Here is a 25,063-nt window from a genome sequence, read left to right as displayed (position 1 = left end):
CTTAGTTCAGCAACAACTGAGCGAAAAACCATGCGGGCACTGGACCGAGGTGCCCGCTTATTTATTTAAGGAACTGCAGCCCAGTAACGAGATAATCGTAGTACAATCTCACCCTCACCAAAATTAATCAATAGGAGAGACTATGGCAGAAACAACCAACGCATTTGCAATGGCCCAGCAGCAATTTGATCATGTTGCTGATCTATTGGGCCTGGATCATCAGGTACGAGAGATGCTGCGCTGGCCGATGCGCGAATATCACCTGCGTATCCCGGTCAGAATGGATGACGGCAGCATTCAGGTACTCCAGGGCTACCGTGTGCAACACAATGATGCCCGCGGCCCAAACAAAGGCGGCCTGCGCTTCCACCCCGCTGAGACAGTGGACACAGTCCGCGCCCTGGCAATGTGGATGACGTGGAAATGCGCCGTTGCTGATATCCCCCTCGGCGGCGGCAAGGGCGGAGTCGTGATTGACCCGGCTACCCTGTCCGTTGATGAGAAGGAACGTCTTTGCCGAACCTTCATCCGCTCACTATGGCGGGTGATTGGCCCTCGCCAGGACGTCCCTGCACCAGATGTTGGCACCACACCCCAGATGATGGGCTGGATGATGGACGAATATTCCCGGATCACAGGGAAATATACTCCCGGTGTGATCACAGGCAAACCGGTCGGTGGCGGTGGATCGCTTGGACGTACGGAAGCTACTGGCTCTGGTGTGATTTTTACTGTACGTGAAGCGATGAACCGGCTGAAAATTGATTCAACCAAGGCTGTCGCAGCGATTCAGGGCTTTGGTAATGTGGCGCAATATGCCGCGAAGGGCTTCATCAGCCAATTGGGCGGCAAGGTCGTCTGCGTGAGCTATTGGGATCGTGCCGATCGCACTTCCTATACCGTCAGTAAGGCGGATGGGATTGATCCTGACTTCCTGATGAGCATCACTGACCAATACGGCGGTATTAATAAAGACAAAGCCACCAAAGCCGGTTACGTGATCGAAGATGGCAACGCCTGGATCAGCAAAGAAGCCGATGTACTCATCCCCGCAGCCCTTGAGGGGCAGGTGAACGCTGAGACCGTGCAGCAGGTGCATGACCGGGTGAAGATCATGGCTGAAGGCGCTAATGGCCCCACGACACCTGAGGCGGATGAGGTCATCAAGGAGCGCGGATTTTTTGTGATTCCCGATTTCCTCTGCAACGCCGGTGGCGTGACCACCTCCTACTTCGAGGGCGTTCAGAATGATATGAACTTCTATTGGACCAAGAAGGAAGTCCTGGAAAAACTGGATGACAAGATGACCCAGGCTTTCAAGGATGTCTATGACATGTCCATTGGCCAGGGTGTCTACATGCGGGACGCTGCCTACATGGTGGCGATTGACCGTGTGGTCAAGGCAATGGAGCTGCGTGGCTGGCTCTAAGCTCTTGAGAAAATGATGATAAATAAACCCCTCAACATTCGTTGAGGGGTTTTTAGTTTGGTTGGGGGGCGAAGTTGGGATGGGATTAGCGTTTTTTTTCCTATATTTGTCAACGCGAGGAAGTCCCGAAGGGACGAACGAAGCGATCTCGGAAATAATCATGCAATACGAAATCTGTGTGATTGAGATTGCTTCCCACGCTATTTCACTTTAGGGACGATGTCGTCGCATCTTGTGGATGCTATCTCGCAATGACAAAATAAATGATTCGGTGTTTTATTAACATGTACGCCGCGCGGCGCATGACCTACAACAAGAACGAAGTGGCGGGAGGGGGAGAGGATGGCGAAGCTGGGGTGGGGTCAGCGCTATTTCCCCCTCTGATTCGAGACGATTAAAGCAGTCAAGCAGGTTCGACCTGTGGTCTCACCATGCATGACCTACATCTGTCTTTGTCATTGCGAGCTTGCGAAGCAATCTGTTTTGATTATGTCATCTCAACTTACATGCTTGAGACGATTTGCCTTATCGCAACGCTCTGGGTACTTTATCTTCCCCCTTCGGTTTCCTTGCTATGACAAAATATGTGATTAAGTGCTTTGTTGTCATGCGCATTGTGCGGCACATGACCTACAGCCGGCTCTGCCTTAGTTGGGGAATTCCAAGCTGCTTCAGGTCAGTTTTCATCAACCTCGTCAATTCCTTTTCATCCAGCCCGAAGGCTTCCAGCACAATCCCCGCAGAGCGGATCAGTAGGGCTTCGTAGCGGGCCAGGTCCACACTCTCCGGATCGGGGCGCTCAGGCAGGTCCCAAGCATGGACGCCCGGCTTCCCCAGGGTGAAGAGAAAGGCCACCCGCTGACCGGGGCGCTGTTCTTTGCCCACGGCTTTGAGCTGGAAAGCGGCTCGGGCTGCCGGGGAGAGTGTGCGATAGGCCTCCAGCTTGCGCCCCAGCCGCTGTTTGACCAGCAGGTCGGCCAGGGGAACCTTGCCACTGCGAAGTTTGCGGACTTGCCCCCGCAGGTACTTGACGGCCGAGGGCAGCCCATCGAAGGGGTCCACGTGTTTGGCCAACAGTTCGAGCAGGTGCAGTTGGGTCTCCTTGACGAAGGGCGTCGCGTCCCGGCGGCGGGCGTCAATTCCCCTGACCTTGATTGAGCCATCCTGAAAGACGCCAAAATAGCGGTTCGCCACCGGCCGGGCCTTGTTTCCTCTTGAGCCCACAAAGACGATCCAGCGGTAAACGCCGTCCAGGGCGATGGGCAAACCGGTGCGGTCCTCGATCTCCAACAGCAGCGCCTCAAAATCCGCGGGTTGTGACCAATCCGGGTGCTGCACCCAAAGCCCATCTACATACATCTGGATCACCTCGCAGCCCATATCTTCGGCGGCTTCTTTGGCCTGCATCATCGCCTCGCGCCCATAGGCGGTCACGGCCTGATGGGCCTCAATCCGCCCAAAGCGGGCATTTTTATAGCCCAAATAGCCAAAGCAGACCACCAACAGCCATTTGAGCGCGGAGGCCCGGTGTTCGATCCGCTCCCGATCCGGCGGGTACCAGACCTTTTGCATGGCCAGCCGCTTTTTGAGGGCGATCCGCTTTTCGAGCAGGGGGCGCAGTGCTTTGGGTACCAGTCCTTCCTGGCTGTTGTCGATGGTGATACCCAGCGCGGGCACAGGCGTGCCGCCCATGCCATTGGGCAGGATGGTCTCCGGCGAGAGGTTGAAATAGACCATCACAGCGGGGTACATCGAGGTGAAGTCAACCATCCCCACGTTGCGGTGCAGCCCGATCAGCGGCTGGTAGACGATGCCGCCCTGGTCCGCGGAATAGAGATCAGCGACCGGTTTGAAGAATTCCGCCTGCTGTTTTTGATAGGGCACCAGCACCTGTTGGCGCAGGGCGGTCAGCATCTCGATTGATGAGATACCCGTCCCCGGGGAGACCCGGGCGGCGACCTGCAGCGGCAGCGAGGTCACCCGGCAGGATTCGATGGTGCCATCCATATCATAATCGGACCAAAGCATGGCATTCCTGCGGTCCAGGTGGCAGCGGCCAAAAAGGTGCACCTGCTGGCCGCGGTAGATGATCTGGCCGTAGGAGAAATAGGTGAGCTCTTTTTTGAGCAAAACGTCCCGCCCGGTTTCACGGTTGAATTTTAGGGGGATTTGGTACTCTTGCGATTTTTCAAGCAGCAGGGGGAGCAGCCAGGTGTCGCCCCATTCCGTGATGATCAGGTCCGGGTCCACGCGTTTGAGGGTGGCTCGCAGGCAGACCAGCACGTTCTGCATATCACTCAGCAGGTAGCGGTTTTCTCGTTTGCCATATATCACGCGCAAATAGCGCGGGCGCCCGTGATTGGGGTCGCCGGAGGGGGAAAGGAAGAGGCTGCGGAAGGGGATTGGCTGGGGTGTCATCACCCAGGCATCCTCCAGCACCTCGATGCCGGTTAATTCGTGGGTTTCCTCATCCGCAGTGACATGGCAGTAGGAAAGCGGAGTGGCCCCGGTCTGCGCTGCGAAACGGACCGTGATGGAGATGTCGGCATCGCTGTATTCCAGCTCGGGGAAGCGGGCGACGACATTTTGGATCAGCCGGCTAAGTGCAACGGGGTTTTGGACTGTGGCTGCCAGAACAGGCACCCATTGCCTTCTGAAGACGTCCATCCGTTCAGTGCGGTCAATTTTGCTGACCTGGGGGAGCCCCCGCAGGTAACGCCAGAGGGCGCGTAGCTGCTCCGGATCGCCCTGGGCATAAAACGTGACCGGGAAGGGAGTGGTCAACCGCCAGCGCGGCCCCTTGCGATCCATGAAATATAGAACGATCCCCTCATTTTCGTCCTCGAACAGATCCAGCAGCCAGCCATCAAACGCAATCATGCCGCTTCTGGAGGTTTTCCACCGATTCTCTCAGCCGCAAAACCTCCTTATGCTCCTCCAGCAGCATAGAGAGCAAAAAAGACTCAAAGGGGAGGATGTTGGCGGCATAGGCCGCTGCGGAGAGATGTTTTTGGGCGGCATTGAACAGATCGTCAAGGATCAACTGGTCGCTGCGGCGCAAGGCCCGCCGGAAACGGGCCAGGGCGGCCTCGTCCTGTTGCATGATTTGGGTTGCGGAAGGGAGTGTGCGTCCCATTTGGCCTCCTGTTTAAAATAACGGTAATTGATAGTCAGGAACTTCGGCATCCTGCAGTTCCCAGAGATCGGAAGCGACCTCCAGGACCAGGGGAAGTAATTTTTGGTCTTCATCGGTCGGGGTGGTGCGGGTGCGTACCCAAAGGGCGACCGGGGCACTGGCAGAGATCTGGCGGAGACGGCCCAGGCTGTTGTTTAGCAGATAGCGGCGTTTGCCAAAGGCGACGCTTTCATCCAGAAAGGTACCCAGCAGGTCCAGGATAACCACCGGGGTGCCATCCAGCGGCAGTTGCGAGAGGGTGGCGGTCATTTGGTAGCAGGTGAACACCCGCGAGAGGATCACCCGGTTGAGCGCCGCATAGACTTCCACAGTTCGCTGGCGCAGTTCCCGGGAGAGGGCGTAGGCGTCAAAGCGGTTCCCGCCATCAATAACCAGGACCTTGCTGTGTAAGGCCAGGGTGGCGAGCATCGTCATCATCTTGCCGGTCACGGCACGGGGTGCGACCACCAGTGATATTTTTCCCCGTTGGGGAGCGGGGAGAGAGAGATTATCCGGTTTCAGTGCTAACATACCCTTATTATAACAGAACAAATGTTCTATGTCGATTCGATATTTGGTTGTTTTGTCGGGAATTATCTTGTCATTGCGAGCTTGCGACATCGTCCCCGAAGCGAAGCCGAGTGGGAAGCAATCTTCTTTTCTGTGCCTCCTCGTAATGAAAAAGGTGGAGTAAATAGCCCAGCTCATCCGGCGCTGTGCGCCACCTTCCCCTCTAGGGGAAGGCTTAATAAATTGGTTATTTATTCTTATATTGTCTTTCTGGGATCACAATGCTTTGGAAAAAAGATATCGGATTTGCCTAGGCTTCCCCCTGGCAGGGAAGCTGTCTGCGCAGCAGACTGATGAGGGGAAATTTGCTAGAGGCGAAATAGTCACGTGCGCTGCGCGGCACATGACCTACATAGATCAGGGACTGCGCAATATAAATAGTAGGTCACGCTTCCAGCATGATAAAAAAGTCACTATTCTTGTCATTGCGATGGAGCCGAAGGCGGAAGAAGCAATCTTAGATTTGGAAGTGAAGATTATTTTATAAAAAAAAAGGATTGCTTCGCAAGCTCGCAATGACAAAAGAGGAATGTTTCCCACTCTGCATTGTTATTGCGTGCATCTTATATATCCAAAAACCCCTCTCACGCCATTGTGAAAGGGGTTGTGTTATTGACTTTAGTTGAAGATTTTACTCAATTGCGTTCAGCAGGTCACGGCTCAGGTCTGCGGCGTCTTCAATTCCTACTGAGAGGCGCACCAGGCCATCGGTGATCCCGGCGGCCAAGCGCTTTTCCCGTGGGGTGTTGCAGTGGGTCATGCTGGCGGGGTGCTGGATCAGGGTGTCCACATTGCCCAGGCTGACGGCCAGGGTGGCGACCTTGAGGTTGTTCATCATGTGTTTGCCCGCTTCCAGGCCGCCCTTGAGGTCAAAGGCGATCATCCCACCGAAGTAGATCATTTGCCTGCGGGCCAGTTCATAGTCGGGGTGACTGGTTAAGCCGGGGTAATAGACTTGGTTAACTGCGGGGTGCTTCTCCAGCGTCTTTGCCAAACGGATGGCGTTCTGGCAGATGCGGTCCATCCGCAGCATGAAGGTTTTGAGCCCGATATTGGTCATCCAGGTGTCAATTGGGCTTGGGGTGCCGCCGATCAATTTGTAGACCTGGTAGAGCTGCCCGTGCAGGAGGTCCAAATCGGTGGTCAGCACCGCACCGCCCAGCACCTGACCGTGACCGGAGAGGTACTTGGTGGTGGAGTGGATTACGATGTCTGCTCCATAGAGCATCGGCCGCTGGCAGAAGGGCGTGCCGAAGGTGTTATCCACCGCGACCCGCGCCCCGTGGGCATGGGCTAACTCGGTGACCGCTTCGATGTCCGTCAGCCGCAGGGTCGGGTTGACGGGAGTTTCAATATAGGCCAGCCTGGTTTCAGGATGTTCTTCAAAGGCTTTTGCCCAGCCCTCCGGGGTGTTATCGCTCACCCAGATGACCTGGATGCCGTAACGAGGGGCCAGGTTGTTCAGAAACAGATAAGTACCGTCATAGAGCGCGGCCTGGGCCAGCACGGTCTCCCCAGTGGAGACGCAGGCCAGGATAGCCGCTGTGACCGCTGCCATCCCAGAGGCAAAGACTAAACCGCCTGACAGGTCTTCGGGGTTGGCGTCAGGATGCTGTTTGATGAGATCCCAGGCTTCGAGGGCGGCCAGTTTTTGGGCCAGCTGCTGGTGGTTGGGGTTGTTTAGCCGGGTGTAATAATAGCCAGGAGCTTCACCGACGGCAATCGCCGCCCCGGATTCGGTGTCATTGAAAGTGAACACTGAATTCTGATAAATCGGGGGCAGGTGCGAGTTTTCCGGGTTGTCAGATTCCGTGTAGTGGGTCAGGAAGGTGTTCAGGCCTTCATAACTGCTGGGTGGTTGTTTCAAGATGAACTCCTTGGCATAGATAAACACAATTATAAATATCGCCAGTTGAGGACGGCACAATAAATTCTGTTGGTGACAAAGTAGTGAAAAAGTGGACGGCGCCGTTTGGTGAGGCACTGCAGCTCAAACCAAATTTCCAAGGAAAGGATTAAACCTTTGCCCGATTTTAACACACAGTTGAAAAGCTGGCTTGGGTTCTTTTTAAATTCCACATAGTTTACTTAGAAGGATTTGAATTGTGACATAACTGGTCTGCGCTGTATAATGGATTTACCGACGCGAAAGGAGCCTTGAATGGCCTTTAAATTGACCTGGCTGGGGCATGCGGCCCTGGCTGTGGAAACCAGTGGATATCACCTGCTGGTGGACCCTTATCTCTCTCATAACCCGGCGGCAACGGTCAGCGCGGATACCGTGGCAGCGGATTATATTCTCGTCACCCACGGGCACGGTGACCACATTGGTGATTCTGTGTCCATTTCCCAGCGCACAGGCGCACCAGTGATTGCTAACGCTGAGATCTGTGGTTGGTTGGGTAAAAAAGGCATCAGCACACACGCCCAGCATCTGGGTGGCGGGCATACCTATCCTTTTGGTTACCTTAAGCTGACCCTGGCCCTGCATGGTTCAGGTTTACCGGATGGCAGCTATGGCGGTAACCCGGCCGGATTGCTGCTGACAACCAATGCCGGTGAGAAGATTTATATGGCGGGTGATACGGGGCTCTTTGGCGATATGGCATTGATTGGCGAGGAAGGGATCACCCTCGCTGTACTCCCGATTGGTGATAACTACACCATGGGGCCGGCGGATGCACTGCGGGCGGTCAAACTGCTGCATCCCCAGCACGTAGTCCCGATCCACTACAACACCTTTGACCTGATCCAGCAGGATGCTGCGGCCTGGGCGGAGGAAGTTGAGGCACAAACGGATACCAAAGTTCACCTGCTTCGCCCTGGTGAGAGCTTTGTTTGTGAGTGAAGTGGAGAAATAAAATGAACCCTCGTGTACCCCCTGGCCAACATCTGACCGAACGTTTCCCGGTCCTGCATTATGGCAGTCCTCCGGTTTTCAATCCCAGCACCTGGGACTTCAGCGTCTGGGGCGAGGTTGAGCAGCCCGTGACCTGGACCTGGGATGAGGTGATGGCGCTCCCACGGGTCAGGCTGACTATGGACCTGCACTGTGTGACGACCTGGAGCAAGCTTGATATGCTCTGGGAAGGCATTTCCCTCCGGCATCTGGTGGAGGAAGGTTTTATACAGCCCAAACCGAGTGCCCGATATGTGATGCAGTATGCCGATGGCGGCTACACCACCAATCTACCCCTGGAGGTGATGCTGCAGGATAATTTTCTATTGGCAACCCACGTTGATGGCCAGCCCCTCACACCGGAGCATGGTTACCCTCTGCGGGGTGTGGTAGGCGCGATTCCAGAAAGAGACGATCTGAAAGATGTCTATCTCTGGAAGGGCGCCAAGTGGCTGCGCGGGCTTGAATTTCTAAGCGCGGATCAATTGGGCTTTTGGGAAGCCAATGGGTATAGCAATGAAGCTGATATTTGGAAGGAGCAGCGTTTTTCGCGTTGATCAGCCGTTCTGACGGGAGCGGATGAAGAAGAACGCCAAAGCAGCGCCGCCAGCCAGCATCAGGAAACCGATCGCCAGCAGAAGCGGTGAACGGTTTGTGCTGGCCCCCGGGTCCTCATTGGTGGCCGCAGCTGACCCCGGCTGAGCGCCGAAATCAACGATGACGGTGTCGCCAGCGGTGACGGTCAAGGGGTAGTTGAGGCTGGTTGTGGCGTTGTAGCCATTTGGGATCCCCATGCTCAGGTTATACTCCCCTTCAGGCACGTCAGAGAAACATGGCAGATCTTCTACTGCATAGTTATCAGGAAAGCCATAGAAGGTTTCAACCGTCTGTGAGAAAGTACCCTCACGGTTATTGAGGTTGGCAACACCGCCGGCCATATAATACTCATCCTCGGAGCGTTTTTGGTTGCCATCGAGGTCTTCATAGAGTACCACGCAGACCATTGCGCTGCCGTTGAAGGGCGTTGGCGTTGGCGGGCTCAGCGTAGGCGTGGGTGTGGGCCCTTCGGGTGTGGCTGTGGCCGGGGCAACGGTGGCCAGCAGCAGCTGTTGGTCGGGGACGATGCTGCAATCTTCGTCCAGACCATTGAGTGTGATGATCGTATCAATCGACACATTGGTGAGCAGGAAAATGCGCGTACAACTATCACCTTCCTGAACAGTGTAGATGATCTGACCTTCCGCATTGGGTGTGGGCGTGGAGTAAACCGACTGAGCGAGCGCGCCGGCATCCACCAGCTGTGGCCGTGCAAGGAACAGTGCACCGATCAGGACCAACAGAGCCATTGTCAAAAGAAGTATATGTTTTTTCATAAGCGCCTTTTCTTTCTAAGCTTGCATTATAACATCTATCAAAATGTTCGCTAGTTTAGGAAGAGTTGGAGGAAACCTGCTTTAATTATATAATTATGCCCGCATGATGCAAATTAAACGATCATTCTCCCGTTTTTTCCGGCTGGGAATTCTCCTGGCGCTGGTACTTACCCTGTTGCTGCTGACCGGGTGTGATATTCTGCTGCCCCCGGGACCCATTCTGGCCACGGAGACACCGACCCAGACCTTGACGCCAACCGCGACGATCGACTGGTTCCCGGCCACCCCCACCCCGACCCTCCTGGCAACCATAGCGCCGACCGCCATGCCCACCCTGGCGGATGCGCGAGAGGGCGTCACGGAGGTGCTGATCTCGGATGATTTCACGGATCAGTCGCTTTGGACCACACCGCACACCGCGGCCGGCAACGTGGCTTATGGCAATAACAATTTGACCCTGGCGGCAGCTCAGAACGGGGCATTCCTGCTCAGCCGCAGCCGCTATACCCTTTCCGCAAATTTCTACCTTGAATTTTCGATTGATACCAATCTCTGTCAGGGTGACGACCAATATGGCATTATCTTCTGGCAGCAGTCCGAAGGGGATTACTACCGGCTGATGGTGACTTGTGAGGGCAGTTATCGTCTGGAAGTGGTTCAGGGCGGCACGACCGTTGTGGTTCATAATTGGGAAGTGGCCAGCCGGCTGCGACCGGGGGCCCCCGCCTCCAATCGCTTTGGTGTCTGGGTGAGAGATGGCCAGTTCCAGCTATATATCAACGACGCCTTCCAGTTTGAAGAAAACATTGCCCGTAATCGCACAGGTGACCTGGGAGTCTTTGTCCGCACCATCAGCGGCACCGCGATGACCGTGCGCTTATCGGATCTGCAGATTTACCGGGTGAGCGGGGAGTAGGAAATTAGTTATTAGATATCAGGTAATTGGGTGATTTGTAGGGTGCGCTCCGATCTTGAGCGCACCTTTTGCTTTATATCTTGTCATTGCGAGCTTCGCAAAGCAATCTATGTTTTCGAATTTTCTGCTTACTAGATTGCTTCCTCCGCTTTCAGCTCCGTCGCAATGACAAAAGAGGATTGCTTCCCACTCTGCTTCGCTTCGGGGACGATGTCATACGCTCGCAATGACAAAAGATGTAGGTCACGCTTCCAGCGTGACAAAAAAGTCACGTAGACGGCTTTGCCAGCATGCGTGACCTACCAAAATTTTATTTTGACGGGCGTAGGGTGCACCGACAATTTATAACCTCGGCCAGTGCAGCATCAGGTCTTCCAGCACCAAACGTACATTGCCATAAGCATCCAACTGGGCCAGGGCCTCTTCATGCCTTAGCACGAGGGCTCGCGCACTTGCCAGATCAAGAGCGGCCGCGACCTGATCTACCTGATCCTTGAAATCCACATTGACCAGCGGCAGGTCTGCCCCGGAGGCATCCACGAAGACATCCCGCCAGAACGAAAGCCAGATGGGGATCGCCGCCCCCGCTTTCTCACGGGCCTTATCATAGGGCTTGGAGAGATCCTCGGCCAACCGGAAGCGGTCCACACGGGTGGCTGAGAGCATCTCGAGCAGGGTTTCGAGGGTCTCCTGGCGTTTAGTGAGACTCTCGGGTTCCTCTGCCAGTTGGATAGCGGCACCGATCCGCCCACCGGAGAGGTGCGCCAGCAAATGAGCCATCTCAGCATCGAGCGATCTTTCGGATTGGAGATAGGCTTCCGCATCGGCGATGGAATCCGGACGCAATCGGATCACCTCGCAGCGCGAGACGATCGTCGGCAGCAGGTTTTCCAGTGTATCGGCAGTCAGCAGCAGGACGACCTTGTCGGGCGGTTCTTCCAGCGTCTTGAGCAGGGCGTTGGAGGCTTCTTCGGTGGCACGCTGGAAATTAGGTAACAGCGCAATCCGGTATTTGGCAGTGTAGGGGGAGAGCGCCAGGGTGTGCTGCAAGGCGCGCACCTGGTCGATGCGGATATCCTTATGACCCTCTTCGGGCTCCAGCAGGCTCATATCGGGGTGGGCCATCGCCCAGATCTGGCGACATTCCCGGCATTCGCCGCAGGGTTCGCCGGGGGTATCAGTGGCGGTGCAGTTGAGTGCCTGGGCAAAGCGCAGTGCTAGGCTGCGCCGGCCCACGCCTTGCGGGCCGACCAGCATGTAGGCGTGGCGCAGCTTGTCGCCCCCCGCGTGGGCGCGCAGGAGCTTCACTGCCCAGTCGTGTCCGTGGATGTGCCAAGTCATAGAGGTATTTTATCATCTTGTGGTTGGGAAAATCTTGTCATTGTGGGCAAAGCACCTTAATGGTGCGGCGAGGCAATCATTTTATTATGTGTAAGGTGAGCTCTGGTTTTGAGCGCGCTAAAAGTTTGTCAATTTTGTCCCTCGTAGATGGAACGGGAAAAACGACCTTTGTTGTTAATCGATTAATGGAAGTTGGTTAGATTCACGGATAAAATTTGTTACTGTTTTTATTTTCTTTTCTAAATCTAGAACACTAAAATCTGGCTGTTCTTCAATCTCTATGTATTTCAAAGCCACCCGAAGCTTGTCGTATGTCTCTAGTTCATTATTGTTTTTCACGAATTTTGTAACACACTCAAATTGGCCTGAACCGTCTAACTTAGTGACGCCTTTTCTCGGATGGCATACTTTGACAGCTTCAAACAATAAGTCGGGATTTAAATAATTCTCAATTTCTCGCCCTTTTGTAATCCATGCCAGATCAGAAAATTCAACAAATTCGTCTTTTATCCGTTTTTTTGTAGCATTAATAACTTTTCTTGATGGGGATATATCACTATCCATAATTATCATTAATTGTTGGTTTAGTTTACTTAACGAAATAAAGTTATCAATACTTTCATCATTTGAGGGTGTCAGGTGACTTAATAATTTCCCACCATAGAACATAATTGAATAATGCAAACCTTCAATTAAATCTGGATCAAAGGAGCTAATCCAATAATTTAAATAGATCCTGTCTGATGGCCCTTCAACCCAAATAATAGAATTTGTCTGAAATAAATCAGAAGGTTGATACCCAAGATCTTTGCATATGGAAAATTTCTCAGAAATTTTATATGCATTTGATACTTTTGTTTCTCCATTTTTTAATGTGATATGAAAGATTGAGATTCCTGGTGCGTTTAGAAGATGTGCTGAATGGGTGGATATAAAATATTGATTATTTGTGAAGTCAGTAATGTAGTTTATGAAGTCTTTTTGTAGGAGGGGATGTAGATGAAGCTCTGGTTCTTCAATGCAGACAATCTGTTTCTGTAAAATTGTACATGCAGCGGCAAGTATTATGACTTCATGGATACCGGTTCCTAAACTTTCAATTGGGCGAATATGATGATCTCCCTCTAAATCAACCAGAATCTTATCGTGTGTGTAAGGAATTGTTATTTTTGCATTTGGAGAATGGGTCACTGTTCTAACAAATCTTTCAATTGAATTAAACAGTTCCATATTTTGTTCGTATTCATTTTCTTGGGATTGTTCTAAAGCGGCAAGTTGTAGAATTAAATTTGATCCATCAAACTCAGAAAAGTCAGGAGAACCAGGTAAGTTTTCTTCTGAGACTTTTTCTCCTCTTTTGATCCTGCGAAAATCAGAAATTAAAGTAGATTTTGGAAATTTAGTATTAGATATAACTATTGTTTTTAAAATATCGCCAATTCTCTCGTCAATTGTTCTGTTCTCATTGAGGTTTAACGCTCTAACGATAGATGTTATATTGATATTATTTCTCGTAACCAGATTTTTTAGGTTTTCTTGATGGATTAGTGGTGAAGTAAAGTTTAAACCTTCTCTATATGTCCAGAGAAGACCATAATAATTTTTTCTAAAAAGTTCAACAAATTTAATTATGTCGTTGATATACGCTTTATGTATACCTCTTGATTTCAACGCTTTTTCATATTGAATTAGATTCTCGTTTTTACTAAAATCTGAAGCAACTCCCCAGATAAAGTCATTAGGATATAGGTCGTTATGAATTTCAGTTGGATTTCGAGTAAAACGCGGTTTTTTTTTGAAGAAATTATTGAGTTTTGGAATATATTGATTTATGAACCGAAGTATGTTCGATTTTCCTGAGTTATTTTTCCCAATAAAAATGTTTATTTTCGAGAAAGGGCCAATATTTTTCGGCTCAGCACCAAAGCTTCGATAATTTGAAATAGCAATTCCATCAATGAAATTCATAATTCCCTCCTCTGCTATTTTACTATGAGTATTTCTTCAAATAAAACGAGAAATTTTGTCATTGCGATGAAGCCGAAGGCGGAAGAAGCAATCTGAAAAATTGTAACTTTGACTACTGAGATTGCTTCGCTTCGCTCGCAATGACAAAGAGAAATTAACCCCTACCCCCTGCTTCACAGGTTCCCTTCCCCTTTCAAGGGGAAGGGTCAGGAAAGGGGTTTCCTGTGTCGTCATTTCGTTCCTCGCAATGACAAAAATTAAAAAAAGTAGGGTGCGCTACGGTTTTGAGCGCACCTAAGAAGGCGGTGCGCACAAAGAGGTGCACACCCTACAGATATCAAAAAGGCTGGGTCATTTGACCCAGCCTTCCTATTCACTATTACCCTATTCACTACTCTCCAGCTTTTATGCCTCGTGGAACTCGCCTTCGACGACGTCTTCGTCGCTGCCGGAGGGTTCACCGGCCGGGGCTTGTGCGCCACCGGCCTGCGGGCCTGCAGCGTCTTGCTGGGCATAGGCTGCCTGACCGATAGCCTGGAGGTCTGCTTGCAGTGCGTCCATCAGGCTCTTGATCCGGGCCTTATCGTCACCCTGGATCGCCTCACGCAGGTCTTTCACCTTGCTTTCCACCTGGCTGCGCTGATCGGCAGGGATCTTATCACCAATGTCCTTGACCAGTTTCTCAGCCTGGTAAGCTGCGGTGTCGGCCTGGTTACGCAGGTCCACCAATTCCTTGCGGGCTTCGTCTGCGGTGCGGTTCTTGCTGGCTTCTTCAACCATCCGCTCTACATCGGATTTGTCCAGGTTGGTAGAGGCTGTGATGGTCACGCTCTGTTCCTTGCCGCTGGCCTTGTCTTTGGCGGTCACATGGATGATGCCGTTCGCGTCGATATCGAAGGTCACATCAATCTGTGGGATGCCGCGGGGCGCAGGCGGGATACCTTCCAGCCGGAAGCGGCCCAGGCTCATGTTGTCCGCTGCCATCGGGCGTTCGCCCTGCAGCACATGGACGTCCACGGAGGTCTGGCTGTCTTCAGCCGTCGAGAAGGTCTCGGTCTTTTTGACCGGGATTGTCGTATTGCGTTCGATCAAGGGGGTCATCACACCGCCCAGGGTCTCAACACCCAGCGAAAGCGGGGTCACATCCAGCAGGAGGACGTCTTTGACGTCACCGGCCAGGACGCCGCCCTGAATGGCTGCACCAACGGAAACCACCTCATCAGGGTTCACACCCTTATTGGGTTCCTTGCCGCCGGTCAGGTCACGGACCAGGTTTTGGATCATGGGCATCCGAGTTGCGCCGCCCACCATAACCACTTCGTCAATCTGGTCAATGGACATATCCGCGTCTTTGATGGCTGCATTGAAGGGCTTGCGGGCCCGTTCCACCAGATGACTGGTCATTTGTTCAAATTTCGCCCGGTTCAGCTTCAGCAGCATGTGTTTCGGACCGCTGGCATCGGCTGTGACATAGGGCAGGTTGATCTCGCTCTCCATCACGGAGCTGAGTTCGATCTTGGCCTTTTCTGCAGCCTCACGCAGACGCTGGAGCGCTTGGCGATCCTTGCGCAGATCAATGCCCTGTTCTTTCTTGAATTCATCGGCTGCCCAGTTGACGATCACTTCGTCCCAATCGTCGCCGCCCAGGTGGGTGTCGCCGTTGGTGGCCCGGACTTCGATCACACCGTCGCCAACCTCCAAGAGGCTGACATCGAATGTGCCGCCGCCCAGGTCAAAGACCAGGATGACTTCCGATTCTTTCTTATCGAGCCCGTAAGCCAAGGCTGAGGCCGTCGGCTCGTTGATGATCCGCATCACTTCCAGGCCGGCGATCTTGCCGGCATCCTTGGTTGCCTGACGTTGGCTGTCATTAAAGTAGGCAGGGACGGTGATGACGGCTTTGGTCACCGGTTCACCGAGATAAGCCTCCGCATCTTTCTTGAGTTTCTCAAGGATCATTGCGGAGATCTCCTGGGGCGTATAGGTCTTGTCGACGATCGGGATATGCACCCGGGCATCGCCAGCAGGACCAGCCACGACATCATAGGGGACCATTTCACGTTCGGACTTAACTTCGTCGTATCGGCGGCCCATAAACCGCTTGATGGACGAAACAGTGTTTTCAGAGTTCACAACAGCCTGTCGTTTGGCGGGGATACCCACCAGCCGTTCGCCGTTCTTGTTAAATGCAACAACGGAGGGGAGTAGGCGGGAACCTTCAGCGGTCGAGATAACGTTAGCTGTGCCACCTTCCACAACGGAAACAACGCTGTTGGTTGTTCCAAGGTCAATTCCAATTATCTTTGCCATAATACATCTCCTTTGTCTTGCTCATAAATCTAATTATGAGAATACTAAGCGAGTCATAGAAGATCGTTAACAAAGTGTAGGATTAACGTTAGTGGAGGGGGAGTATGCGGTTTTTTTGGGGTAAAGGGATCAGCGACGGGCTTTGCGCAAGCGGATGACCAATGAAATGACGTAGATCAGCAGGATGCCCAGCAGGACGGCAAAACCGAGGATCATATCGGGGGTGGTGTTGGGTGTCATGGCTTAGTTACCCTCCTGTGCATTTTGGGCCTGCAATGCAGCCAGCCGGGTTCGGTTCCAGAGCAGTGCGGCCAGCAGGACGGTGAAGGCGACCAGGCTGGCGATGAAAGCTGTCCACATCCGGGGGCTCATAGTAAAAGCTGTGTTGGTCTCCGAGGTAAAAACGACGGGGTGAATCGTACGATAGAGCCGGATTGAGAAAAAGGTCAGCGGCACGGTGATCACGCTGACGATGGCAAAGACCGCGCCGAGACGGGCTTTGGCTTCGGGGGTGGTGAGCGCACTGCGCAGGATGAAATAGGCCAGGTAGATCAGTTCCATGATGGCGGTGGTGGTCAGCCGCGGCTCCCAAACCCACCAGGTGTTCCAGATGGGGTGTGCCCAGATCATGCCGCTCAGAATGGCGACCAGGCCAAAGACAATGCCGACTTCAACCGAAGCCAACGACAGCCAGTCCCAACGCATCTCGCGCTTGATCAGATAGAGTACACCTCCCACGGCGGCAACCACGAAACTGAGCATCCCGGCCCAGGCAGCGGCCACATGGAAGTAGAAGACCTTTTGTACCGCGCCCATCTGGGCTTCTTCAGGGGTGAAGAACAGGATCAGCATCAGCGCACCGGTGACAAGCAGGACGGACAGGATATTCAGAATGGTCAGGAGTGGTTGTTTCTTGAGCAACTTATTCCTCCAGAATGGTATCGAAAAGCAATAGCCCCGCGGCCAGGAAGAGGATATTGCAGGCGATCAGCAGCAGGATCCAGGACTGTAACTCTGCGAATGACTGCCCAGCCAGGATCCCCCGGGTGGCTTCCACGGCAGCGATCAAGACCGGCAGCGCCAGTGGGTAGAGCAGCACGGGCAGCAGGACATCACGGGTGCGGGTCTGGATGCTGAGGGCGGCCAATAGGGTGCCAAGGGAAGTGTAGGCTCCCAGCCCCAGTAGGACGACCAACAGCAGGCGGGGATTGAGCATATTTTGCTGATAAAAAAGGCTGAACACCGGCAGCAGCACCAGGGCCACCACGGTGGTAAAGGTCAGGTTGCTGAGGGTCTTGCCGAAGAAGATCGCTGACCGATCCGTGGGCGTCATCAGCAGGCCGTCCAGAGCCTGGTTCTCCCGCTCCAGGCTCACGCTGCGGTTCAGCCCCAGGGTGGAGGCGAAAGCCAGGGACACCCAGAGTAGCCCGGATGCCAGGCCGGATTGCAGGCTGGGGGTGAGCTGCAGGGCAAAGTTGAACAGGAACACCACCAGCAGGGCAAAGACCAGCATCACCGGCAGCCCTTGCCGACCGCGCCATTCCACCTGCAGGTCCTTGCGGAAGACCTGCCAGAGGGTATGCAGGTAGTTGGAAAAGCCTGTCATTCGGCCTCCTGCAGGTATTGGTGGAGGTCAGGGGTTTCGTTTAACCGGTGCACAGGTTGGTGGTGGGTGATCCGGCCGTCCCTCAGCCAGGCGACATGGCTGGCAAAGGGCAGCAGGCGCTGGGGGTGGTGGGCGGCGACCAACAGTGCCCGCCCAGGTTGGCGCAGGGAGCGCAGCCGTTCATCCAAAGCCTGAGCGGCGTCCTTATCCAATCCGGTATAGGGTTCGTCCAACAGGAGGATGGATGGTTCATGCAGCAGGGCCCGCGCGATCGCAAGCCGCTGGAGCATCCCGCGGGAATAGGTGCGAATAGGTTTATGCTGGTGTTTGGCGAGGTCTACTGATTCGATGGCCTCGGTTACTCGCTGCCGCATGTCATCTAATTGGTAGAGCCGGGCATAATGGCTGAGGTTCTCAATGGCATTCAGGTCGCTGTAAAAAAGGGACTGGTGCCCCAGATAGCCGATTTGGCGGCGCAGGGCAGGGTTGCCTTTCAGCGCCGCACCCCACAGGGTGACATCTCCCGCATCCGGCCGGACCAGTGAGGTGATGATCCGCAGCAAGGTGGTCTTTCCAGCGCCGTTTGCGCCGACCAATACACACAAGCTCTCATCCGCGATCTCCAATGAGAGATCTTTCAGGACGGGCTGCAGGTTATAGCGTTTGGAAAGGCCCTGCACGGCAATGGCAGCCGGTTTTTGGGCATCTTGGGCAATTGTCATACCCTCATTATATTGCATGACGGATTGCAAAGGATAGTCGGGGGTCAGATCTGGCGTTTGGTCTGGAGTTTGAAGCCGCAATTGGCGCAAAATTTATCGCCAGACAGGATTTGTTTGCGGCACTTTGGGCAAAGATAGATCGCATTCTGGTTGACGGGTTGGGTCTTCTTGGGGGACCGGGTGGGTATCTCCTCGTCCTCGGCCTGGTAGTGATCGGAGACGTCTGCAATCATTGATTCGGAGATCAGGGGTTTGAGTTTTTGCGATTGTTCACGTTTGGTTTCCAGTTTATTACGCAGCTTCCTCGAGGCATGACCCTGATCGCAGGCTTCTTCCAACACCTGGATCTCCTGCATCAGCATTTGATACTGCAGTTCGTGTTCAGTTTGGGTGATAGGCTCCGTTGCGTGGGCTTTTCTCAGCCGTATGACGCGCACAATCAGCAGAAGAAGCAGTACGATCAGCAGAGCGAGTAATTCGATCAGAAAATAATCCATCGTGAAAGACGACCCTAAAAACAAATTGATGATTTGGATTTCACCTGATTTTATCCCAGGAGAGGCCCCAAAATACGATAAAAAGGGATATTTGTTAAATTAATACCCCTGGTAAAAAAAGTTTATTTACCAGGGGTGAGTGTACAACGGTTTGATTTGCGATTATTGGGCGAGTTTCTTGGCTTCGCGCTCCAGGAGCTTGTCGAATGTTGCTCCCTGAAGCCGCCGGATTAGTTCTGCCTGGGTCTCACACCAGACTTCGTGGAGCGGGCAGTTGTCGCCAAAGGTGCAGATATCCGGGTCTTCTGTGCAGTCATTGAGCGTGATGGGTCCATCAATGGCCTCGACCACATCCAGAAGTGAGATGTCATTTGGTTTGCGTGCCAATGAGACACCGCCGCGAGCGCCGCGGGAGGTGTGGATCAGGCCGGCTATGGATAGTTGGGAGATGATCTTGGCGAGGAATGAGGGTGGAATCTCCATCTCTTCGGCGATCTGACTGGTAGCTGCCCGTTGGTTGGAATCCAGCCGGGACAGATATAACATTGCACGTAAAGCGTAATCTGCCTGTCGGGTGATTTGCATGTTCTTCTCTCTTCGTTTGGTGCTGTAAATGGACTTTGAAACAGAGAAAGAACTTCTCTGGGAGTCAAAGTGAGGAATCAATAAAAAAGTATTTTCTACCATTATGGTAGAAAATAGCCTTATTGTCTATTTTATCCATATTTGGAGGGTTTGTAAAGGAAAATAACCGGGTTAGCATTGTGGTTCTTTCCCCTTCCATTCAGTCATATGCTTTCCTGATGGCTTATAATTAAAGGGTTATTCACGATAAGGTTTGAAAAGGCCTATGGAAGAAAAAACGTTACCTTATTATCATCCGATCACAGTCCGCTATGCTGATCTGGACCCTCAGGGGCATGTCAACAATGCGGCCTATATGACCTATCTGGAAGCTGCACGGCTGGGTTACTACGAACGCGCCGGCATCTGGTCACCCGAGAGTGGGGATCACACCGGGATGGTCGTGGCGCATGCCGAAATTGATTTCCTGGCACCAATTGCATACGGCCAGCCCCTGCGAGTGGGCGTCCGGCTGGAAAAAATGGGCACCAAGAGCATGGTCTTTGATTTCCTGGTGGAAGCCGCAGACGGCAGCCGGGCTTTTGCCCGCGGGCAATCCGTGATGGTGGCTTATGACAATGCGACCGAGTCGAGCCGGCCGATCCCACCTGAGTGGCGGGAGAAATTATCCGAATTTGAAGGGAATACTAAAAATGACTAAACTGCCTGAAATTAACACCGCTGATATGCTGGATTTCCTGAGCCGGCTGCTCAACACCCACAGCCCCACGGGGTTCACTGAAAAGGCGATTGCGCTCTGCGAAGAGACCCTCTCCGGGTTGCCGGGCGTAGCGCTGCACCGGACGAATAAAGGTGCACTGGTCGCTGTGGTGAAAGGTGAAACGGATGGCCCCTGGCGCGCGCTGACCGCCCATGTGGATACACTGGGTGCGATGGTTAAGCAGGTGAAGGGCAACGGCCGCCTCAAGGTGACCAAGCTGGGCGGTTATGCCATGAACGCGGTGGAAGGTGAAGGCGTGTGGGTCTATCCCCGCAAAGGCGACCCCATTCGAGGATCGCTATTGCTCAATAAAGCCTCCAGTCACGTTCACGGCGCTGATGTGAACAAAACCGAACGCAATGAGGACACGATGGAAGTGCGGCTGGATGCCCGCACCACCAACGCCGCTGAGACTGAGGCTCTGGGGATTGGCGTGGGCGATTTTGTTGCTTTCGATCCGCGGGTGGAGATCACCAACGGGTTTGTACGCTCCCGCCATCTGGATGATAAGGCCTGCGTGGCGAATATCATTTACGCGCTCAAAGCCCTGCTGGATGCCGGGCTGAAACCCAAGGTCACAACTGTCCTGTTGATCAGCAACTACGAAGAAGTGGGGCATGGCGCGGCGGCTGGCATTCCGGCGGAAGTAGCGGAACTGATCTCCGTCGATATGGCGGCTGTGGGCGACGGGCAGGCTTCGGATGAGTTCCATGCCACCCTGTGCGTCAAAGATTCCGGCGGCCCCTATCATCACGGTCTCGGTCAGCGGATGCGTGAGCTGGCGGAGGAATTTAAGGTTCCCTACAAGGTAGATATCTATCCCTATTATGGCTCGGATGGTGAGGCCTTCTGGCGGGCGGGCGGAAATGTAGCCGTGGCGCTGATTGGCCCTGGCGTGGATGCCTCGCATAACTATGAGCGTAGCCACACCGAAGCCCTCGAAGCCACCACGCGCTGGTGCCTTGCCTATATGCTTAGCTAGATACATTCTATTAACTGCAAACAGCGGTGGTTGCATATAACCACCGCTGTTTTAATTTTTTTAGTCTCTATTGCCTTTACGACTCAGGCGGGAGAAGTACGCTGTCAATAACGTGAATGACGCCATTGTCGGCAACAATATCTGTGATGAGGACTTGTGCATCGTTGATATATACCATATCACCCTCAACGCGAATACTCACGGGCTCACCCAGCAGGGTTAGGGCTTCTTCCAAGGCGACCACGTCGGCTGCCATCACTTTGCCATCCACGACGTGATAGAGAAGGATGTCGGTCAAAGCGGGAATATCTTGAAGAAGAGCCTCGACTGTACCTTCGGGAAGTTTCGCAAAGGCATCATCGGTGGGGGCAAATACGGTGAAGGAACCTTCGCCAGCCAGGGTCTCATCAAGACCAGCGGCCTGTAAGGCGGCGACCAGGGTCGTGAAACGTCCATCAGCGACAGCGATTTCCACAATATTGCTCATGGGTTCTTCTGCAGGCGGCAGGAGCACAGTGTCAATGACATGGATTACGCCGTTGGAAGCCATGATGTCCGTAATGATGACTTGGGCATCATTGATGTACACCATACCGTTTTCCACACTAATGGAGACGGCTTCACCTTGAAGCGTTTGGGCTGATTCGAGGGTGACCACATCTTCGGCCATCACTTTGCCGTCAACGACATGATAGAGCAGGATGTCGGTCAGTGCAGGAAGGTCCTCAAGGAGGGCTTCCACAGTACCTTCGGGAAGTTTGGCAAAAGCATCATCTGTGGGGGCGAAAACCATGAAGGAACCTTTACCAGCCAGGGCCTCAGCTAGGCCGGCTGCTTGAAGGGCAGCAACAAGGGTTTCAAACCGCCCATCGGCCACAGCGATGTCAACAATGGACTGCATTTCTTCAGTTGGTTCCATGGTTGGCTCCTGAGTGGGAGCAGGGGTTGGTTCTGGCGTTGCCGCTGGGGCGCAAGCGGTAATGGCTATTGCCAGAATTGTCATAATTGAAATGGCTAGTAGACTACTTTTCTTAAACATTTTTACTCCTTTTATTTATATATTGTTTGTCCAACTTATAAAAATCATACTTGTCACAGGGAGGTCGTTCAATATTTTGTATAACCTTTGTACACAAGAAGAGGCAAATATCAATTGCAATAAATTGATGTATACTCTCACTGTATGCCTGATATTAGTCATTGCCTTCAAATTCAAGATTTGGGTTTTCTGCAAATCGTTGCCGAACTTTGGGGTGTAGACCTGACCGCTGCAGATGCGCGCCAGGCCCTGCCGCGGCTGGTGGAAGCCCTGCTGGTCCCCACTTTGGCTTTGGAAGTCGCTGAAGCGCTGCCCGAAACTGCCCGGCAGGCTTTGGATGCGCTGTTGGCAAATGGGGGCTGGATGCCGTGGAGCCGCTTCGTCCGGGACTATGGCGGCTTGCGGGAAGTCGGCCCAGGCAAACGCGACCGGGAGAAACCCTACCTAAATCCTATTTCTGCGACCGAGGTGCTCTGGTACCGGGGCATGATTGGCCGGGACTTCCTGCGCCGCGAAGGCGAGCTGCAGGAATGTGCTTATATCCCTAATGACCTCATGAAACTGCTGCCGCCGGTCCGCCCGCTTGGGCCGCAGTCTCTTGGACGTGAAGCGACCCCCGGCGATATCAAAGTTGAAATCCCAGCCAACGACCGTGTGCTGGATCATTGCTGTACGCTGCTGGCTGCGTTACGCCTGGGTGACCCGGAACGGTCCCCTGCAATCGCAAGTTGGCAGCCGCCAGCGTTAATCGTGGAAGCCTTGCTGAGTGCAATGCATTTGATCACTCCCGGCGAACAAGCCGTGCTGGAAGATGCCCGTGACTTTCTTGAGATGTCCCGTGGAGAGGCTTTGAGTTGGCTGGTGAGTGGCTGGCTGGAATCGGATGAATTCAATGAACTCTGGCAGGTGCCCGGACTGATTTGCGAGGGCGCCTGGCGAAATGACCCCCGCACTGCCCGCGCCCAGGTGCTGGATTGGATGAGAGAACTCCCGGAAGGGGTTTGGTGGGGTCTGGATTCTTTTGAGACGGCTATTTTTGAACGGACTCCGGATTATCAGCGGCCAGCCGGTGATTTCGACACCTGGCTGATCCGCGACGCCGAGTCCGGAGATTCCTTGAGCGGGATTGAGCATTGGTTTGAGGTGGATGGCGGACTGATCCGCTACCTGATCACCGGCCCGATGCATTGGCTGGGTTTGGCGGATCTGGCAGCCCCTGCTGAAGGGCAGCCTGCCACAGCCTTCCGGTTTTCCGCCAGGGCGACCGATTTGCTGGCGAAGCGGCCGGCAGCCGGACTTGCTGAGGAAGACGAGTCCCTCAGAGCGCTTTCGGACGGTCGGATCATCGCCGGGTGTCATACCTCCCGTTTGGCCCGCTATCAGGTTTCCCGCTTTGGCCTCTGGCAGAAAGAGACCTCGGAGTCTTATACCTATCAACTTAGCCCTCAGTCTTTGGAGGAAGCCGCCGGACAGGGCTTGAAAATTACCCATTTGGAAACCTTACTCTCGAAATATGGTGAGCCGATGCCGCCCAGCCTGGTGGAAGCACTGCACCACTGGCAGAAGGACGGTGGTCAGGCGCGCATCCATCCTTGCGTGGTGCTGCGGGTGGAAGACCCGAAGATCCTGCAAGCGCTGCGCAATACCCCGGCGGAGCGTTTCCTGAGCGATCCGCTTAGCACCACGGCGGTGATCATCCACCCCGACGCGGCGGAAAAGGTCCGCGTGGCCCTGGCGCGGCTGGGATATCTCTCGGATGTGACCTTCATCGGGGCGAAGATGGATGAGCCCTTGGAAGAAGAGGAGTGATCGTACCCGATGACAAAATCGTCTGATCCCCGCGACCCCACCCAACTCGTGCACCAGCGGCGGCCATTCCCCATGCGGCTGGTTTTTTGGACGCTGATCCTGTGGACGATTTTAGGATGGCTGCGTTTCAGCCAGGCGCTGCAGAATCGGGCATTGGTGCAGGCCTATGCCTCACCGGGTGTGTGGGCTTACATGGTTGGCGCAGGGCTGGCCTGGGGGCTGATTGGGCTGCCCGCACTTTGGGGCTTGATGCAACGGGCCAACTGGGCACGGCTGCTCATTGCCATAGACGCGGTGCTTTACCCGGCGTTATACTGGATGGAGAGGCTGCTCCTTTGGCAGGACGAGAACAGCCAGGGCAACTGGGCATTTATGCTGGCCCTGACCCTGCTGTGGCTGGGTGTGGTTTGTTGGGGCTTGCTGAGTAAAACAGGCCGGGCTTATTTTCCGGAGAAGAAGGCTTAATGGACTATCAGGAACAGGAAGCAAAATTTTATATCGAGGATCTCGATGAGTTGATCGCCCGGGCACAAGCCACCGGCGCAGACCTGATCCATCCGCGTGTTTTTGAGCGTAACCTGCGGCTGGACACGTCTGAGGGAGATTTCATCCGTGAAAACCGGGTTCTGCGGATTCGTCAGGATGACGGCGTGCGGGTGACTTATAAGGACAATGCCCGTAATGAGAATGGCATGGTGGTCCGGACGGAGATTGAGTTTTCCACGGATAATCTTGAGGTGACCCGCAAGCTTTTTGAAGCGCTGGGTTTTCAGGTGACCGTAATCTATGAGAAATATCGCCAGGTGTACCAAATCGGCGCTGTTCAGGTGATGTTTGATGAAATGCCCTTTGGAAACTTCATCGAGATCGAAGCGCCGGATGCCGTTTTGATTGAAGGTGTGGCCCAGATGCTGGGGCTGGACTGGTCCAAGAGTATCAACACCAGTTATTTAGGGCTTTTCGCGATCGCTCGTTCTCATCTGGCATTTGAATTTCGGGACTTGACGTTCCACAATTTTGAGGGGGTGAATATCACCGCAGCAGACTTGGAGGTCCAGCCCGCCGACCGTTAGTAGTCAGGA

General features: G+C 53.7%; 23 protein-coding genes. 9 read left to right on the top strand and 14 right to left on the bottom strand.

The genetic code is table 11. The features are described from left to right. Positions 1-142: 142 nt before the first annotated feature. On the top strand, positions 143-1,429 hold the full coding sequence (locus JR338_09665; protein QRN82681.1) for a Glu/Leu/Phe/Val dehydrogenase: 1,287 nt from the start codon (positions 143-145) through the stop codon (positions 1,427-1,429). A gap of 630 nt (positions 1,430-2,059) precedes the next feature. Here JR338_09665 and JR338_09660 read toward each other — a convergent pair. From JR338_09660 to JR338_09645, 4 genes are all read right to left on the bottom strand, one after another. Then, complete coding sequence (locus JR338_09660; GenBank protein QRN82680.1) at positions 2,060-4,309, bottom strand: hypothetical protein; 2,250 nt, start codon at positions 4,307-4,309, stop codon at positions 2,060-2,062. Beyond that, the gene (locus tag JR338_09655) at positions 4,296-4,565 is read right to left on the bottom strand and encodes a hypothetical protein (protein ID QRN82679.1); all 270 of its coding nucleotides are present in this window, start codon (positions 4,563-4,565) and stop codon (positions 4,296-4,298) included. The genes JR338_09660 and JR338_09655 overlap by 14 nt, the downstream gene beginning before the upstream one ends. Before the next feature lie 12 nt (positions 4,566-4,577). Continuing rightward, positions 4,578-5,135 carry a hypothetical protein gene (locus JR338_09650; GenBank protein QRN82678.1) on the bottom strand — a complete coding sequence of 186 codons (558 nt, stop codon included), beginning with the start codon at positions 5,133-5,135 and terminating at the stop codon, positions 4,578-4,580. 670 nt (positions 5,136-5,805) lie between these two features. Then, positions 5,806-7,041 carry an aminotransferase class I/II-fold pyridoxal phosphate-dependent enzyme gene (locus JR338_09645; GenBank protein ID QRN82677.1) on the bottom strand — a complete coding sequence of 412 codons (1,236 nt, stop codon included), beginning with the start codon at positions 7,039-7,041 and terminating at the stop codon, positions 5,806-5,808. 294 nt (positions 7,042-7,335) lie between these two features. On the opposite strand from JR338_09645, the gene JR338_09640 reads away from it, so the two are divergent. Both JR338_09640 and JR338_09635 read left to right on the top strand, forming a co-directional pair. Then, complete coding sequence (locus JR338_09640; GenBank protein QRN82676.1) at positions 7,336-8,022, top strand: metal-dependent hydrolase; 687 nt, start codon at positions 7,336-7,338, stop codon at positions 8,020-8,022. Between the two features lie 14 nt (positions 8,023-8,036). After that, positions 8,037-8,630, top strand: a complete 594-nt coding sequence (locus JR338_09635) for a sulfite oxidase-like oxidoreductase (GenBank protein ID QRN82675.1) — start codon at positions 8,037-8,039, stop codon at positions 8,628-8,630. Here JR338_09635 and JR338_09630 read toward each other — a convergent pair whose 3' ends face one another. Next, positions 8,631-9,446, bottom strand: a complete 816-nt coding sequence (locus JR338_09630; GenBank protein ID QRN82674.1) for a LysM peptidoglycan-binding domain-containing protein — start codon at positions 9,444-9,446, stop codon at positions 8,631-8,633. Between the two features lie 103 nt (positions 9,447-9,549). Between JR338_09630 and JR338_09625 the strand changes: the two genes are divergently transcribed. Beyond that, positions 9,550-10,362: a hypothetical protein gene (locus tag JR338_09625; GenBank protein ID QRN82673.1), complete on the top strand. Its 813-nt coding sequence runs from the start codon at positions 9,550-9,552 to the stop codon at positions 10,360-10,362. Between the two features lie 342 nt (positions 10,363-10,704). On the opposite strand, the gene holB is transcribed toward JR338_09625, so the two are convergent. The 8 genes from holB to JR338_09585 all read right to left on the bottom strand — a co-directional run bounded on the left by holB (position 10,705) and on the right by JR338_09585 (position 19,391). Beyond that, the gene (gene holB, locus JR338_09620; GenBank protein QRN82672.1) at positions 10,705-11,703 is read right to left on the bottom strand and encodes a DNA polymerase III subunit delta'; all 999 of its coding nucleotides are present in this window, start codon (positions 11,701-11,703) and stop codon (positions 10,705-10,707) included. Between the two features lie 174 nt (positions 11,704-11,877). Then, positions 11,878-13,671: an AAA family ATPase gene (locus JR338_09615; protein QRN82671.1), complete on the bottom strand. Its 1,794-nt coding sequence runs from the start codon at positions 13,669-13,671 to the stop codon at positions 11,878-11,880. Positions 13,672-14,076: 405 nt separating this feature from the next. Beyond that, positions 14,077-15,981 carry a molecular chaperone DnaK gene (dnaK, locus tag JR338_09610; protein ID QRN82670.1) on the bottom strand — a complete coding sequence of 635 codons (1,905 nt, stop codon included), beginning with the start codon at positions 15,979-15,981 and terminating at the stop codon, positions 14,077-14,079. Positions 15,982-16,224: 243 nt separating this feature from the next. Then, the gene (ccsA, locus tag JR338_09605) at positions 16,225-16,833 is read right to left on the bottom strand and encodes a cytochrome c biogenesis protein CcsA (GenBank protein QRN84410.1); all 609 of its coding nucleotides are present in this window, start codon (positions 16,831-16,833) and stop codon (positions 16,225-16,227) included. Positions 16,834-16,903: 70 nt separating this feature from the next. Next, on the bottom strand, positions 16,904-17,587 hold the full coding sequence (locus JR338_09600; GenBank protein QRN82669.1) for a heme exporter protein CcmB: 684 nt from the start codon (positions 17,585-17,587) through the stop codon (positions 16,904-16,906). Beyond that, on the bottom strand, positions 17,584-18,309 hold the full coding sequence (gene ccmA, locus JR338_09595; protein QRN82668.1) for a heme ABC exporter ATP-binding protein CcmA: 726 nt from the start codon (positions 18,307-18,309) through the stop codon (positions 17,584-17,586). The genes JR338_09600 and ccmA overlap by 4 nt, the downstream gene beginning before the upstream one ends. 44 nt (positions 18,310-18,353) lie before the next feature. Beyond that, a complete protein-coding gene (locus tag JR338_09590) occupies positions 18,354-18,806 on the bottom strand; it encodes a zinc ribbon domain-containing protein (protein QRN82667.1) in 453 nt (150 codons plus the stop codon). Between the two features lie 162 nt (positions 18,807-18,968). Then, positions 18,969-19,391 (bottom strand): Rrf2 family transcriptional regulator, encoded by a 423-nt coding sequence (locus tag JR338_09585; GenBank protein QRN82666.1) that lies wholly within the window; start codon positions 19,389-19,391, stop codon positions 18,969-18,971. Between the two features lie 265 nt (positions 19,392-19,656). On the opposite strand from JR338_09585, the gene JR338_09580 reads away from it, so the two are divergent. Further along, positions 19,657-20,091, top strand: coding sequence for an acyl-CoA thioesterase (locus JR338_09580; GenBank protein ID QRN82665.1), 435 nt, complete (start codon positions 19,657-19,659; stop codon positions 20,089-20,091). Beyond that, complete coding sequence (locus JR338_09575; protein ID QRN82664.1) at positions 20,084-21,133, top strand: M42 family metallopeptidase; 1,050 nt, start codon at positions 20,084-20,086, stop codon at positions 21,131-21,133. The genes JR338_09580 and JR338_09575 overlap by 8 nt, the downstream gene beginning before the upstream one ends. Before the next feature lie 76 nt (positions 21,134-21,209). Here JR338_09575 and JR338_09570 read toward each other — a convergent pair whose 3' ends face one another. Next, positions 21,210-22,172 carry a fasciclin domain-containing protein gene (locus JR338_09570; protein ID QRN82663.1) on the bottom strand — a complete coding sequence of 321 codons (963 nt, stop codon included), beginning with the start codon at positions 22,170-22,172 and terminating at the stop codon, positions 21,210-21,212. A gap of 144 nt (positions 22,173-22,316) precedes the next feature. Between JR338_09570 and JR338_09565 the strand changes: the two genes are divergently transcribed. Genes JR338_09565 through cyaB form a run of 3 tightly spaced genes read left to right on the top strand, consistent with a single transcriptional unit; the run spans position 22,317 to position 25,054 of the window. Then, the gene (locus JR338_09565; GenBank protein ID QRN82662.1) at positions 22,317-23,981 is read left to right on the top strand and encodes a helicase-associated domain-containing protein; all 1,665 of its coding nucleotides are present in this window, start codon (positions 22,317-22,319) and stop codon (positions 23,979-23,981) included. 9 nt (positions 23,982-23,990) lie between these two features. Continuing rightward, entirely contained in the window at positions 23,991-24,446 is a 456-nt protein-coding gene (locus JR338_09560; GenBank protein ID QRN82661.1) for a hypothetical protein, read from the top strand. Beyond that, positions 24,446-25,054, top strand: a complete 609-nt coding sequence (gene cyaB / locus JR338_09555; GenBank protein QRN82660.1) for a class IV adenylate cyclase — start codon at positions 24,446-24,448, stop codon at positions 25,052-25,054. The genes JR338_09560 and cyaB overlap by 1 nt, the downstream gene beginning before the upstream one ends. Positions 25,055-25,063: the final 9 nt, after the last annotated feature.

Source organism: Chloroflexota bacterium, from assembly GCA_016887485.1.
Taxonomy (GTDB): Bacteria; Chloroflexota; Anaerolineae; order Anaerolineales; family Anaerolineaceae; genus Brevifilum.
Note: the sequence above shows the minus strand (reverse complement) of the source record. Positions and strands in the feature narration are given on the sequence as shown.